This is a genomic window from Paenibacillus sp. PL91 (assembly GCF_012935325.2).
GTDB lineage: Bacteria > Bacillota > Bacilli > Paenibacillales > Paenibacillaceae > Pristimantibacillus.
The window spans coordinates 341,742-355,579 of record NZ_JABBYG020000005.1 but is presented as its reverse complement, the minus strand read 5'-3'; the positions used below and the strand labels follow the sequence as shown (position 1 = coordinate 355,579).

Annotated in this window: 14 protein-coding genes; 4 read left to right on the top strand and 10 right to left on the bottom strand. The window is 46.1% G+C overall.

Translation table 11 applies throughout. The annotated features are described in order from the left end of the window. Nucleotides 1–5: 5 nt before the first annotated feature. From HI950_RS14900 to HI950_RS14885, 4 genes are all read right to left on the bottom strand, one after another. A complete protein-coding gene (locus tag HI950_RS14900; RefSeq protein WP_169084913.1) occupies nt 6–182 on the bottom strand; it encodes a hypothetical protein in 177 nt (58 codons plus the stop codon). A gap of 144 nt (nt 183–326) precedes the next feature. Beyond that, nucleotides 327–806 (bottom strand): hypothetical protein, encoded by a 480-nt coding sequence (locus HI950_RS14895; protein WP_169084915.1) that lies wholly within the window; start codon nt 804–806, stop codon nt 327–329. Between the two features lie 92 nt (nt 807–898). Then, nucleotides 899–1,645, bottom strand: coding sequence for a GTP pyrophosphokinase (locus HI950_RS14890; RefSeq protein ID WP_169084917.1), 747 nt, complete (start codon nt 1,643–1,645; stop codon nt 899–901). A 31-nt stretch (nt 1,646–1,676) separates the two neighbouring features. After that, nucleotides 1,677–2,093, bottom strand: a complete 417-nt coding sequence (locus HI950_RS14885) for a MarR family winged helix-turn-helix transcriptional regulator (protein ID WP_169084919.1) — start codon at nt 2,091–2,093, stop codon at nt 1,677–1,679. A gap of 106 nt (nt 2,094–2,199) precedes the next feature. Between HI950_RS14885 and HI950_RS14880 the strand changes: the two genes are divergently transcribed. Beyond that, entirely contained in the window at nt 2,200–2,664 is a 465-nt protein-coding gene (locus tag HI950_RS14880; protein ID WP_169084921.1) for a MarR family winged helix-turn-helix transcriptional regulator, read from the top strand. A 74-nt stretch (nt 2,665–2,738) separates the two neighbouring features. Here the strand turns inward: HI950_RS14880 and HI950_RS14875 are convergent, their stop codons facing one another. The 6 genes from HI950_RS14875 to HI950_RS14850 form a co-directional block, all read right to left on the bottom strand. Continuing rightward, a complete protein-coding gene (locus HI950_RS14875) occupies nt 2,739–4,361 on the bottom strand; it encodes an MDR family MFS transporter (RefSeq protein ID WP_169084923.1) in 1,623 nt (540 codons plus the stop codon). Nucleotides 4,362–4,560: 199 nt separating this feature from the next. Next, nucleotides 4,561–5,685 carry an NADH-dependent flavin oxidoreductase gene (locus HI950_RS14870; RefSeq protein WP_169084925.1) on the bottom strand — a complete coding sequence of 375 codons (1,125 nt, stop codon included), beginning with the start codon at nt 5,683–5,685 and terminating at the stop codon, nt 4,561–4,563. Between the two features lie 208 nt (nt 5,686–5,893). Continuing rightward, the gene (locus HI950_RS14865; protein ID WP_169084927.1) at nt 5,894–7,306 is read right to left on the bottom strand and encodes an MFS transporter; all 1,413 of its coding nucleotides are present in this window, start codon (nt 7,304–7,306) and stop codon (nt 5,894–5,896) included. Between the two features lie 84 nt (nt 7,307–7,390). After that, a complete protein-coding gene (locus HI950_RS14860) occupies nt 7,391–7,843 on the bottom strand; it encodes a MarR family winged helix-turn-helix transcriptional regulator (protein WP_169084929.1) in 453 nt (150 codons plus the stop codon). 142 nt (nt 7,844–7,985) lie between these two features. Further along, entirely contained in the window at nt 7,986–10,256 is a 2,271-nt protein-coding gene (locus HI950_RS14855; RefSeq protein WP_169084932.1) for a polysaccharide lyase 6 family protein, read from the bottom strand. A gap of 171 nt (nt 10,257–10,427) precedes the next feature. Next, a complete protein-coding gene (locus HI950_RS14850; RefSeq protein WP_169084934.1) occupies nt 10,428–11,168 on the bottom strand; it encodes an SDR family NAD(P)-dependent oxidoreductase in 741 nt (246 codons plus the stop codon). A 188-nt stretch (nt 11,169–11,356) separates the two neighbouring features. On the opposite strand from HI950_RS14850, the gene HI950_RS14845 reads away from it, so the two are divergent. The 3 genes from HI950_RS14845 (at nt 11,357) to HI950_RS14835 (ending at nt 13,766) form a co-directional block, all read left to right on the top strand. Continuing rightward, complete coding sequence (locus tag HI950_RS14845) at nt 11,357–12,220, top strand: LysR family transcriptional regulator (RefSeq protein WP_169084936.1); 864 nt, start codon at nt 11,357–11,359, stop codon at nt 12,218–12,220. A gap of 162 nt (nt 12,221–12,382) precedes the next feature. After that, entirely contained in the window at nt 12,383–12,607 is a 225-nt protein-coding gene (locus HI950_RS14840) for a hypothetical protein (RefSeq protein WP_169084938.1), read from the top strand. A gap of 256 nt (nt 12,608–12,863) precedes the next feature. Next, nucleotides 12,864–13,766 carry a hypothetical protein gene (locus tag HI950_RS14835; RefSeq protein WP_169084940.1) on the top strand — a complete coding sequence of 301 codons (903 nt, stop codon included), beginning with the start codon at nt 12,864–12,866 and terminating at the stop codon, nt 13,764–13,766. Nucleotides 13,767–13,838: the final 72 nt, after the last annotated feature.

Below are 13,838 nucleotides of genomic sequence, written 5' to 3'. Positions count from 1 at the left end.
GCGTATTAGACCGATGATATAATGCTGCGGTTGCTGTTTTTCGCAAAGTTAATAATGGACTCGTACTGTGTCTTAGCGATGCGGCGGTCAGACATCGGAAGTTGAGGGTTTTTGACAATTTCAGCGAGCTTCTTGAGCTCTTGCATCTCTTCAGGTGTCACTTTAACTGTTGTTTTCCCCAAGGCTCCACCCTCCTTAAACGTTTTTTTGGAGTGAAACTTTCATCTTAAACATTCGATTCCTTTGTTAGATAAAAAACTCGCTCCGCAAGGATCACCTTTTTTCATCTATGGTCATTATACGCAGCACTTAAGTAAACTTGCATATTATTTCGGCGGTGATTGCGGATTTTGATCATCCATTTCTTCCGGAAATAAATCTGCAAACTCTTTATTTTGCTTGCTCTTCAAGTAGGATAAGCCAGCATAGCCAGCCAGCAAAGAGCTGCTCACAACCGCAAAATTGTCCGTTGTGTTCGCCATGGATAGCGCGGTCTTCGCAAGTATTCCCGTTCCAATCGCGATCAGCAGATCGCCTAAAAAACCAAGATCAAAAAATATTTTCTTCTTCGCATTGCTATGGTTCCTGAAGCCAATGACGAAAATAACAAAATAGTACACCCGCTGTATCCATTTCATTAACCAATTCGAAGACAGCGTTAATCCAGCCTCATCATATTCTATGACGAGCTTTGGCAATTCGACAATCCCATTTTTCACAAAATGACCAATTAGGCCGCCAACCAAGCTCATGGAGATCGATAAGCCAAACACCTGAATGAATGCTTGAAAGCTGGAAATGACCATCGCCTTATGACCACCCTTCAACAACGCATTTCGTTCGGTAGTATGTAATGCACTACTTTCACTTTATGTCGCTGTCAAAAGGTTCACGACTATTATTTTAGCTCGCCCTCATCGAAAAGATCGAGCAGCATGCCGGGAATCGAGAAGCTCTGATTGTTCATGAGCAGTCGAATCATCTCATCTCCGATATCGTCCTCGCGCTCTTCCTTGATCGCTTCGATCTCGTTGTGGAGACGCTCCATCTTCTGATCCAGCGCGGATGCGGATTCCGCTGCCTCCTTCAGCTCTTCCAAAAGCTGCGGCGGAATGGATTGATGATATTTATAATAAATTTTGTGCTCTAGACTAGCCCAAAAATCCATTGCGATCGTCCGAATTTGCACCTCCACGCAGATGTTCTGAACCCGGTCTGATATAAATACCGGCACCTCAATGATCATATGGAGGCTTTGATAGCCATTTGGCTTAGGTTTTTTTATATAATCTTTTATTTCTAAAATGTTCAAATCACTTTGATTTTTCAGCATATCGCTAATGCGGTAAATATCCGAAATGAATGAGCAAGTAATGCGCAAGCCTGCAATATCCTTAATGTTGCTACGAATGCTGGAGAAGGTAAGCTCGGATTGCTTTCTGTACAGCTTCTCCAAAATGCTCTTCGGCGACTTCAAGCGTGAGCTTGTGTGCTCGATCGGATTATAGGCATGCAATAAATGAAATTCCTCTTTCAAAATTTCTATCTTCGTCTCCAGCTCTTGCAGCGCAAACTTGTACATCATCATAAAACGTGTAATCTGATTTTTCATTTCTTTCATTTTGTGCATTTGATCCATCACCATATTGCTATTTTCCCCTTCTATGCATCATATGTTAATCATTAAATAACGAAAATATTCGTCTCAAATGGGCCAAATCCTCCTGCGAGACGCGTTCGCTCATATAACGAATGATGGCCTCGTCGTTTTCTTCAAAAGATTTGATATACTGCTTGCCCTCGTCTGTAATTTCTAAATATACGACGCGCTTATCCTCATCTCCGCGATATCTTCGAATAAGCCCTCTCTCTACAAGCTTGTCCCCGATAAGCGTCACGCCGCCGGCTGTAATGAAAAGCATCTCGGCTAATTCCGTTGATTTCATTGGACTTTGGCGATCCAAATATTGAATCATTCTCGTTTGGTTTACGGAGAAGCTGCAATCGATCCCTTTATACCATTCGGCTTTCAGCTTTTTGTACACCCCTTTTAAAAGGGGAAACAGCTCCTTCCATTCATCGTATTCGTTCATCCTGCACCTCATTTCTTTTCCATTGTTGACTTATTAACCTCAATCTTACTATAATTGCGTTGGTAACCTAATTAATTTATAAAATAAATTCACTGAGGTGAATCGTATGAGCACGGATAAATATGAAAATGTTTCGGATTTAATTAGTGTTTTCCAGCGTTTTGGACGAGCAGACTGGCGTAAAAAAACGATGTGGGGCGGACTTAAGGCCAGTGAAATCCGATTGTTAGTATGTGTAAAGCAAAGCAACGACAAAGGCATAGGAGGCACAAACGTATCTGAAATAAGCAAAATGCTTCAAGTGACATCGCCTACAGTAACGCAAATGTTAAATAGTTTAATTAGCGCTGGTTACGTCATGCGCTCAACCGATAAGACCGATCGCAGAATAACGGAAATTACGTTAACCGACAAAGGCGAGCAGCTAGCCCAGAAGGCGAGTGAACGATTTAAAGCTATTTTCACAGGGATGATTGATCATTTGGGCAAGGAGCAAAGCGATCAGCTCGTCGGCTTGCTAAATCAGGTATTTGAATATCTTGAGTCAGCAAAAACGAACGATGAGATCTAAATATAGAAATGGGATTTCGTTGGAAGCATTGCTGCAAACAACGAAATCCCGCCGCTACGAGCCTCTCTTAATCATTAATTAAGAGCTGGCTCTTTTTTTAATGTATCCGTCTGTTCCACACTCGCTTTAGCTTTCATGTCATTGGAGGAACGCAGCGGAATTTCTTTCAAGAAAAACACAAGAACGAATGCAACGATCAGCAATGCCATACCGAATAGGAATACGACTGTAAGTGAATCGCTGAGCACTGAACGAACCATTTCGATAATATGCGTAAATAAAGGCTGAATTTGTTCAGGAAGAGTTGCGTGCAATTCCTTCAGCTTAGGCTGGTCAAGCAGCATTTGCGGATTGAGGAAGCTCGTCAGCTTCTCCGCTGTAGCAGGGTCTACCTTCGAGAGATCCGGTCCCTCTCCCGCTTTAACAGCTTCCGCAAGCTTGCTAGTTAGCGTCGAGTTCATAACTGTACCCATTACTGCAATGCCGATCGTACCGCCAAGGTTCCGGAATAATGTTGCCGTAGCGGTAGCTACACCCAGCTCAGAAGGAGCTACTGCGTTTTGAACCGTTAATGTAAATACAGGCATCGAAATACCAAGGCCGATACCAAATACAATCATCGCTGCAACCGCAACGCCAACATTGGTCATAAAGGCCATCATCAGCATGCCTACTACCATGAATGGCATACCTGCAAGCGCAAATCGTTTGTATTTCCCTGATTTTGAAATCCAGCGGCCCGATAACGTACTGAGGATGATCATCGCAATCGACATCGGCATATTAACGAAGCCTGAAGTGGTTGGCGATATACCAAGCACACCCTGTACGAAAAACGGCAAATACATCATTGCGCCCATCATTCCGGCATTCATGAGGAAGCCGATGGAATTCGAAATCGTAACGATGCTGTTCTTAAACATCCCTAATGGCAGCACGGGGCTTTTCGCTTTGCGTTCAACAAGCAGCAGAATAATTAAGAAAACGACCGCTGCTCCAAGCAAACCGATAATTTCGAATGAATCCCAATCATATTTAGTTCCTGCCCATGAGAAGCCGAGCAGAAGAGAAATAATGGTCAGCGATAGGAATAAGGAACCGAGATAATCGATCGATTCCGTTGTCTTGCGGACTGTTTTCGGGAACATCGACCAAATCATCCCAAAAGCGACTAGACCAAGCGGAAGGAAGATCCAGAAAATCCATTTCCACGCAATGTGATCGACCATAAATCCGCCAAGTGTCGGACCAATTACACTGGAGAAGCCAAAAATAGCCATCATTATGCCAGTCCATTTTGCTCTCTCGCGCGGCGCGAACAAATCCCCTACCGCGGTGACTGTGGCGGACATAAGAATACCGCCTCCTAAGCCTTGAATACCCCGATACGTAATGAGCTGAAATATCGTTGTCGAAGTCCCGCAAAGAAAAGCACCAATAATAAAGAGTACAATCCCGGATAACAGGAATGGTTTTCGCCCGTAAATATCAGAGAGCTTCCCTACCAATACAGTCGCAATCGTTGAGGTGAGCATATAGATCGTGATAACCCAAGTGTAATACTCGATGCCTCCTAAAATTGCAATAATCCGCGGCATTGCTGTGCTCACGATCGTCTGATTGATAGCGGCGAAGAACATCGCTGCCATCAGAGCAATCATGATTGTAACTTTTTTCTTTTGAGTTAATTGCTCCATTTGCCCTGCACTCCTAAACATTTTATTTTATTATGGCCTATTGGCAGCAAAACTACTTTTTCGCATTTAGTTAGGTTGCCAACCTATTATATGATGATACAATAACTTTAGTACTAAAACAACTGGCAAATCATTTTAGTTTAAACAGCATGGCAAAAAAAAACAGGCCAGAGTAATCTCTGACCTGTTTGCTTCTATATTAATCGCCTAGCGGGAACCAACCTGGTGTATGGACAATAGCCTGCCAGAGTGGCGTCGGCACGACCAAACGGTCTTGATCGGCTCTGCTTAGCGTTGTTTTTATTTCGGATTCCCTGCCCTCTGCCACCTTCTCGACCCAGTCCGGCTCAATGATGAGCTCGCGGCCAATCGCAACAAGCGGAATGCCCGTGTCAAGAGCCTTCAGCGCATCATCCGGCGTATGGATGGAGCCGACACCAATAATAGGCACCAAATGGCCAACGCGCTCTTGGATCCACTCTATGCGGGCTTTCGTCTCATCCGCGCCGCGCTTTGGCAGCGACCAGAAATCCTGCAGCGATACATGAAGATAATCAAGCTCCTTGACAACAAGCTCATCAATAAGTCTGAAGGTATCCTCCATCGTAATGCCAGGTGTCGTCGCTTCCTCAGGGGAGAACCGGTAGCCGACAAGAAACGGTCCCTTCGCATGCTTAGCTGTGACACGCTTTACTTCATCGACTACCGCTAGCGGGAAGCGCAGTCTTTTTTCAATACTGCCGCCCCATTTATCTTCACGCGTATTCGAATGAGCAGAGAAGAATTGCTGCACGAGATAACCGTTGGCGCCATGAATTTCAACGCCATCAAAGCCTGCTTCGATCGCTCTTCTTGTCGTTTCTCCAAAATCACGGATAATACCCTCGATTTCTTCATCCCTCAGCGCTCTAGGAACAACATTTTCTTTTTGCTCAGACGCTACAGCACTTGCGCTAACCACATCGCCATTCGGCACTAAATGAGGCGGGCATTCTCTACCCCCATGAAAAATTTGTAATACGGCTTTAGCGCCTTTTTCTTTAATTGTAGAAGCTAAGCTTCTTAAGCTGGCAATCATTTCGTCGCTATCACCGGCAAATTCCCCAGGAAATCCTTTGCCGTTTGGTGAAACATAAATGCAAGCCGTGACGACGAGTCCAACGCCGCCTGATCTGCGGCCATAATATTGAAGCTCAGAATCGGATACCGTTCCGTCTTCATTCGAGGAAAAATTCGTCATTGGCGCCATCACGACGCGGTTTTTTAAATCAACACCTGATTTCAAAGAAAACGTTTCAAACAATGGCTTATAATTTGAGTTCATTTCTTGCATCTCTCCCATTTCACATTTATCTGCTTGCATTAACTGTAACTTTTTTTGATACTGTAATATTAGTTTATACAGTTACTGCTGTCAAGCGAAAAAAAAAAGCATTTTGAACCGCTTGGCCCAAATGCTTTCTTAGTCTATCCGATTAGGCTTGCTTATATAAAAACGCAGTTGCAATTTTCGAACCGCTTCACAGCTGCTCTTATGCCGTCGTAGAAGATGACTTGCGATCCTTCAGCTTCGCCTTCATGCCCGTTTTCCCGCCGAACGAGCTAAATGCAAAGTAATAAATGCCGACAATGATTGCGGCTAATATAGCTAATGAAAAGAAAATATTGCTGTAAAGATAAGCCCCGCCATGAAGAGCGAACGGGTTAAAATGGATTGTCGTTTCCTTCGCGTCCAGCAGCTTCCCGATTACGCTTGTGGTCATCGCGCCAGAAATAAAGTTGAGCAAGGACATGAGGCCCATCCCAACACCGATTTGTTCTTTAGCGAGCGTCGACGAAATCGTATTAGAAATCGCAATTTGCATAAAGGTCTGGCCCAAATTTCCGAATATGAGCAAAAATAAAATCACATACGGCGATGAGCCTACAAAGATCGAGAGCAAGAGAAAACAAGTGAAGCTCAGCGAGATCGCCGTATACACCAAAAAGGAATTGCCCTTTTCATCTGCCAGCTTGCCGCCCCGCCGACCCATGAAGGCAGAAATAATCGCGGCCGGAAACATAATAAGTCCGATAATCGCTGGCGAAAGATTGTTCAGGCCCGCCAAAAACTGCGGGGTGACGAACGGCATAGTAAAGCTTAATACAGTTGCAAGCGCAGTAATAAGCAAACCGAAGGAATACTTTTTATTGATGAACAGGTTCGGTTGAATGAATGGCTCTGCTGCAGTCAGAATGCGTATAATGAACAAAATAAGCGTCACGACTCCGCCTATCATAAACCATACGTTTGCAAGCGAAATCGAAATGAGCAGCAAGGCAACCGAAACTCCAAGCAGGATGCCGCCTAAAAAGTCTATTTTTTGAGCAGCGCCCCTATGGTTGTCTAAATACTTTCTAAAGAGAGGCAGCATAAGCAGCGGAATCAACGATAACAGAAAAAGAAATCTCCAATTGATCAGGCTCGTAACCAAACCTGCAACAATAGGAGCAAGGGCCGTGCCCAGCGCCAATGCAGCAGCTACTGTGCCTAGCGCCCTGCCACGCTTCTCTGGAGAGAAATAGCGCACAGGAATAATCATCGCCGTAGCAGGGACAACAGCAGCTCCGCTAGCCTGCAAAATCCGTCCAAGTACAATCATCCAATATTCATTCGCGACAAGCCCTACGACTGAACCTAACGCAAAAAATATCAAGCCGAACGTTAATAAGTCCTTTAGCCTGTATTTGTCCGCAAGCTTTCCGTATGTAACGGAGCCGACTGCGTATACGATCATATAGCCGGTCAGCAGCCAGCTTACCTGAGATGGCGTAATGGCGAATTCTTTGCTGATAACCGGCATAACGACATTAAACATAGAAGCATTCATAATGGAGAAAACTAATGTGAACGCCAAAATAGGCATAAGCTTCTCGGCATTGTTCTTAACACCTGCGGTTTCCATTTTGTTCTATACACCCTTTCTATCTTAAAACCCATTATCGTTTGAATTCAAACTACATACGGGGAAAACATGCTTACAAGGTTGCTACTCGTAAGCGCTGATGATTTTTCTGAGTAACGTTCTTAAGGTGGCGGACTCTTCAACCGTTAGAGGCAGATTCGCTTTATCCTTCGCCTGCATGACGGCTTGCAAACTATGCTGATGCATTTCGTTTCCTTTTTCCGTCAAATAAATCCGCTTCATTCTCGCATCCTGCTCATGATTGTGCCGAACAACCCAGCCCTTCCTCACCATTCCATTTATTAAGCTGGTTACGCTCGATTTATCAATGAACAGCAGCTTCTCCAAATCGGCATTCATCGCCCCCGGCTTCATCGACAGCAGATGGAGCGACTGCGATTGCTGCGGAGTTAACCCTAGCGGACGCAGCGCCGTTTCTATCTCACGACGAATGTTAATGAAAGCGAGCTTAATGAGCAAAGTATTGCTATCCTCATGCTCCCAAGGGAAACGTGAAATATGATGATCTTTTCCCATATGGAGCTTCACACCCTTCAACTTGTTTGAATTCAAACTAATCATAAAAGGGACGATCAGATTTGTCAAATGTAAAAAAAAACGCCTCTTCGCTCCTACTCGTCCATGCAGACGGGGAAGCTGGCAGAGGCGCTTTTTTTATTTACTTTTGAAGGAAAGCAGTCAATGCCGCCGCATAGCCGACCAGCGACTCTTTCGCTTCAGGTGAAATTTGGGCTGCATGAGCGTTCTCCGCATACTCGGCGAATTTGTCCAGAAATTTCACAGCTTGCTTAATGGAGCCACTTGCATTTGAGAGCTCATAGTGATGCAAAGCTTGCCTCAAGCTGTTGGAAAGCTGATTAACAGACGGTCCGCTGACTGTTCCCGCGTTTATATACTGTGCAAGCAAGCCTTGCAGTGTCTCAAATGTAGGAGTTACGCTTATATGATATACAGCTTCGGCAGCATGTCCAGCCGCATCAATAACAGACACCTTGATCACATGCTCGCCTAAACGACCCGTTAATGGGATAAGTGCCGAAGTCTCGTAGACATCGTCGCCCCAGCTAAAGGTCTGAGCTGAGATTCCTGATCCGGCATCTTCCGCTTGCAGCTCAAGAGCAAGATTCTCTGTATCGGCGAAGGACGTAGCCTCTCCGATAGAGGCGCCATTGCCGAGCAACTGAAAGGAAGGTGCATCGCGATCGATAGCAATGATCAGCTCCTTCTCAGGCTCAGCGATTCCTTCATTAACATATCGGTAGCTAAGCTTATTCTGTCCATCCTCGGTTAGCATAATGGGATTGCCCGAAGGCGATTCTAGCCATTCATCAGAATCATTCAAGCGGAATTCCAGTCGGCCTGCGCCTGTTTCTGCATTAATGGCTTCAAGCTTGACGGCAACGCTGGACGTATACCAACCACTGGCAGTTTGTGTTCCTTCAGCCTGTGCTGTCAAATGCGTCAATGCATTCGGACCTACTTCTGCGGTCGTGATCGGCTGTGTGCGAACAGGTCCCATAGCATATTCATCCGCTCCGATATCACTGACTGCTCGAGGTTGTCCATCCATGTCGACTTCAAGCGGATAGCTGCCAGTTGCGGCGTCGATGGCAGGGCTCTCTGAAGTCAGTCTATATAGCCCATTCTGACTGACAAGGAGCGGATCGACCTCCCAAATCTCGGACGTGCTTCTCGGAACGTCGCTCAGCACGTCGCCATAGCCGATATTGCCCTCGTAGAAGGTATTTGTCGACTTCACGTCGCTGTACAACGATCCACCCGTGCCGATGACGATATTATTGGCTACCACACTGTCCACCGGTCCGTAAACGTAGCTCTTGCCGACAACGATTCCGAGAGTTCCGTTCACGATCGTATTATGGAATACTTGTGCGCGGTACACGCGCCAGTGCCTGGTCAGCACCGTCGAGTCATACTGGCTTCCGTCTGGCCCTGCGTCGTAATTCGCCCCATCGATATGGATGGCATTATTGATGTTATGGAAGTAGTTATTGTAAATTTTGTGGTCATTGCCATAGATGCGGAAGCCGCCGACGTTAGGCTTATCTCCGGTACGGAAGAAATAATTGCCATAATAGCTGTTTTTATGCCCGTGGCGCGCGGTTACTTGGCCTCTGTTATCAATGAAGGTATTGTACCGAACGGTGTTGTTCCCGCTCTTGACCGAAATGACCTCGGGATCGCTGTTTAGATTGACGAACAGATTGTACTGAATCGTTGCGAAGCCGTTCGACATCGACGAGCCGGACAGGCCGACTCGAATCGTCTCGCCGCCGTTCAATGACTGATGGGCGGCGTCATGGAAGTAATTGTATTCAATCACGTCATATTGCGACATGACCTTGCCTTGGAAAGCGATCATTTGCCCAAGATCAGTACGAGGTCCGAATTCATTGCGGTCAATCCGGTTATGATGGTTTTCGTCTCCTGTGAGCTGCACCCACTTCAAGCCGCTCGGATTGCTCGTCGGCGCAAGGGCAAATGTATTTCGGGTCAGCCTAACATGATGAGAGTTGTTTATGCTGATGGCAGTTGACTCTCCAGTGAACTTCATCCCTCGCAATACGACATGCGAAGAGTTGATCACTGAGAAGCCTGCGCGTCCAGTGATTGTCGCTTGCCCTTGATTAGCCGCCATAATAGTAATTGGGCTGCTCTCGTCCCCGTGCTTGCCCTCGATCCGAAACGATCCGCTACGGTCGTAGGTTCCGTCGGCAAGTAAAATCGTCGTACCTGGAGCAGCATCATTGATAGCGCTTTCAAGTTCATCCGTATTGGATACATGCACATTACTTGAGGTTTCGGCTACCTCTTCATTTACCCCTGCGCTGCCGGATACCGGCAAGCTCCAAACTAATGCGGCGAGGCAAAAGATTTGGATGAGGCAGATCAATCTGGATACTCTCATTCTTCATCATCATTCCTTTCAATAATGTGGCGCTACCCATGCGGGACTAGACCGAGATGAGCCTTGCCTTCTTTTCGGATTCCCCCTTTTCTCGTTGTTATAACCAAGTATATCGAATCATGTGAATGTGCAGGTTGTGTTTCCTTGCGACCGAAATGGACTTTCTTACGATTATAACGATTGCCCGCCATCTACCGTAATCATTTGACCCGTCATCGAATCTTGCTGCAAAACAGCGGTAATCAAGCCTGCGATATCTTCGGGTGTCGAGATGCGCTGAAGCAAGATTTGTCCGGCCAGCCGAACCATAATCTCTTCACGACCTTCCCACCATCTTGTCGCAACCGCGCCTGGCACAACGCAGCACACTCTAATTTCAGGTGCTAGCGCGCGAGCTAGCGATTTGGTTAACCCATGCACAGCTGCTTTGGATACGGCGTAAGGCAGCGACGAGCCTAAGCCTGTCACTCCTGCAATGCTGCCAACATTAACGATAGCGCCTTGTTTCTTTTCCTTCATATAAGAACTGACAGCACGCGCGCAGTAAAACATCCCTTTCACATTAACGTCGTAAAGCTCATCCCAATCCTCCTCCTTTACATCCTCTAATCGTTCAAGCGGGATGTGGCGCGTAATGCTTGCATTATTCACGAGTAAATCAACGGTGCCAAAGCGCTGTACAATCGTATTCACCATTTCTTTTACCTCATTATCCTTTGACACATCCGCTTGTATCGCGATCGCCGTTCCGCCCGCCATTCGGATCAGCTCGACGGTTTCTTCCGCATCCGCTTTGGAACGCGAATAATTGACCGCCACTCGGACTCCCTTGGAAGCTAACGCCATACTTGTAGCTCTGCCTATACCCGTTCCGCCGCCTGTAACGAGTGCAGCCTTGTTTGTTAAATCCATCCTTCATCTCTCCTCCGACTAATTCTACGCTGCCATCCCGTCCCTATCCCTAGGCTGTCATTGGTTTTACATCCATTGTAATCAGACTTGGGTATTATGTATAATGATCATTAAAGATACTTAGTATCATAAATAGTGATAGCAAAAGCGGATATTTTACGTTTCGAATTGTGGGGATGGTGCTGTCGATGGAAAGTGCAGATTTACGCGTATTTCATATGGTTGCCCGCGAGGGCTCCATCACTAAAGCTGCTCTCAGGCTTGGCTATGTACAGTCTAACGTCACCGCGAGAATTCGAAATCTTGAAGCGGAGCTGGGCACTGCTCTCTTTCTCCGCCATAACCGAGGAATGACGCTTTCCTCAAGCGGCAAAACGCTGCTCGCCTATGCCGATAAAATTATCGGCCTGTTAGAGGAGGCCGCTCAGGCGCTCACCTCCTCGGATGAACCTAACGGTCCGCTTACGATCGGCTCAACGCAGACGGCTGCTGCGGTTCGGCTGCCAACGCTGCTAGCCGACTATTATGGTCAGCATCCAAAGGTACTTCTGTCGCTGACTACCGGGCATTCTCAATCCTTAATCGAGAAGGTGCTTCAATATGAGCTGGATGGCGCTTTTATCGGATGCGAGTGCGAGCATCCTGAGCTTAGCTCCTTTCCCGTATTTAATGAAGAGCTTGTCATTGTATCGCATAACGCTGTAACCAGCATTGAAGAAGCGTTGACGAAGCCTGTCCTCGTCTATAGTAAGGGCTGCTCCTATCGGGCCGTTCTTGAGAAATGGCTGCACGCAAGCGGCTTAACCCATCCGACAATGATGGAATTTGGCACGCTAGAAGCGATAGTAGGCGGAGTGAGCGCTGGACTAGGCATCTCGTTGATGCCAAAAATCGTCGTCGTAAAACAAGAAGAAGAAGGCGCTATCCGTACGCATGAAATTCCCGAAACGATCAAGTACATGAAGACGGAATTTATTACCCGCAAGGACTCTTTTGTCAGCAGCGCCTTGCTCGCATTTATAGAAGCATTGCCTCGCGTAACCAGCGAATAAACGAAAACCACGAAGTGCGACCTATCGCTCTCTCGTGGTTTTTCTTATTCTGGCCTATCCTTGTAGTTCAAATGTTTCATTTTATAGCAATTTGGTTATACACCATTAACTAGATTCATATCATTTAATAGAATAGTAGTTTTCATTAGGGAGGATTACAAAATGGAATATATACTTAACAAAACATTTAAAGACGAAGAGGTTTACTTTGACGGATCGCATTATATTGGCTGCTCATTTACGAACTGTACGAACCATATCTCGTCCCTTCGCTTCAATTATGACCGCTGCACATTCTCGGGCTCAAAGTTCAAGCTAAGCCGCAGCTTGCTTTTGCTGCAAAACGTCTACTCCCTGCTGCCTTCTTCTATAGCGATATCGCGATGAAGCGTATAACGAAAAAAATTCAAACGAATTGCGGTTTGCAGGATGTTAGGAGCTTTCTGCCTCATATGAGGTGGGAGCTCCTTTTTGCTTGGAACGCTATTTATCATAAATTCGTAGTGCCAGTCAGTCGCAAGACTGACAGCTATTGCGACTAATGTCTAAACAAAGATGCAGACTTAAGGATGTTTTTTCCATTTCTCTCACGCCATACAATAAATACATCAAAGTCAATCGGGACAGATAAGGAGAAGCTACAATGGTTATGGATAGAAATAGGAGTACAGTTATAAAGGCAAATCCATCCGTTCGTTTTTTTGAAGGGGAAAAAGGGTTAGTGCTTACCGGGTTGCTTGGCTTCCTGCTTGCAGGGATATGCGCCGTATGGGTATTGCTTTATGGAGGTCCCGTTTCACCTAATGGGAATGTATCCGATGCATTTTCCTTTAATGCAGCGCTTGGCATCTTTCTGCTGTCAACGGCGGCGATCATTCCTTTTGCCGCGATGGGAACAAAGAGCAGAGCTTTCTTCCGATGGTCTTTCATCCTGCTTGCGCTGTATTCTTACTTTGCAGAAACGATGCAAAATTTTCGTGGCGTGAATCCACGCTTTGTGCAAGACGGTAAGCCATTTGACGTCACGGTCGGTTCCATTTTCTCTTTCGTAGCGCTGATGCTCGTCCTTTATTATCTGTTCTTAGCCATTCATTTTTTCCGCAGAAAAGCGTATTTGCTCAGGCCAGAGCTAGTGGCTGGCATCCGATACGCAATGATCGCTATCCTTTTCTCGTTTGCAGCAGGTATTTGGATATCTATAAATGAAGGCCGACTTGTCGGTACTCACGGTAACATTATTGTGCTACATGGCCTTGGCTTCCACGCGCTGCAAGCTGTACCGGTAGTCGCATGGCTTACTGAACGAACTTCCTTTTCCGCTAGGGCTCGCAGCTTATGGATCCATATGACAGGAATCACCTTCTTGCTCGGTTTAATCGCCATTGGCTGGCAGACGTATCTTGGTCGAAGCATCGTCGATTGGTCAGCCATTTCGCTTCTCGTCTTCGCGTGCTTCCTGATTTCACTCGTTTCGGGAGGTTATGTGCTTTATAAATCGACTTTAGGCTCGAATTTTAATAATAAGAAGGTAATAAGGAATCAATAACGTTATCTAAATGGACACAAATAAAAGCCAAGCCCATGGTTTCGATCATGGGCTTGGCTTTTATCGAATTGA

Excerpts from the sequence above, each read along its gene's own strand:
- HI950_RS14855 (WP_169084932.1), bottom strand. The coding sequence starts at position 10,256 with ATGAGAGTATCCAGATTGATCTGCCTCATCCAAATCTTTTGCCTCGCC.
- HI950_RS14860 (WP_169084929.1), bottom strand. The coding sequence starts at position 7,843 with ATGGGAAAAGATCATCATATTTCACGTTTCCCTTGGGAGCATGAGGAT.
- HI950_RS14880 (WP_169084921.1), top strand. The coding sequence starts at position 2,200 with ATGAGCACGGATAAATATGAAAATGTTTCGGATTTAATTAGTGTTTTC.
- HI950_RS14875 (WP_169084923.1), bottom strand. The coding sequence starts at position 4,361 with ATGGAGCAATTAACTCAAAAGAAAAAAGTTACAATCATGATTGCTCTG.
- HI950_RS14870 (WP_169084925.1), bottom strand. The coding sequence starts at position 5,685 with ATGAACTCAAATTATAAGCCATTGTTTGAAACGTTTTCTTTGAAATCA.
- HI950_RS14865 (WP_169084927.1), bottom strand. The coding sequence starts at position 7,306 with ATGGAAACCGCAGGTGTTAAGAACAATGCCGAGAAGCTTATGCCTATT.
- HI950_RS14885 (WP_169084919.1), bottom strand. The coding sequence starts at position 2,093 with ATGAACGAATACGATGAATGGAAGGAGCTGTTTCCCCTTTTAAAAGGG.
- HI950_RS14890 (WP_169084917.1), bottom strand. The coding sequence starts at position 1,645 with ATGGTGATGGATCAAATGCACAAAATGAAAGAAATGAAAAATCAGATT.
- HI950_RS14895 (WP_169084915.1), bottom strand. The coding sequence starts at position 806 with ATGGTCATTTCCAGCTTTCAAGCATTCATTCAGGTGTTTGGCTTATCG.
- HI950_RS14835 (WP_169084940.1), top strand. The coding sequence starts at position 12,864 with ATGGTTATGGATAGAAATAGGAGTACAGTTATAAAGGCAAATCCATCC.
- HI950_RS14840 (WP_169084938.1), top strand. The coding sequence starts at position 12,383 with ATGGAATATATACTTAACAAAACATTTAAAGACGAAGAGGTTTACTTT.
- HI950_RS14845 (WP_169084936.1), top strand. The coding sequence starts at position 11,357 with ATGGAAAGTGCAGATTTACGCGTATTTCATATGGTTGCCCGCGAGGGC.
- HI950_RS14850 (WP_169084934.1), bottom strand. The coding sequence starts at position 11,168 with ATGGATTTAACAAACAAGGCTGCACTCGTTACAGGCGGCGGAACGGGT.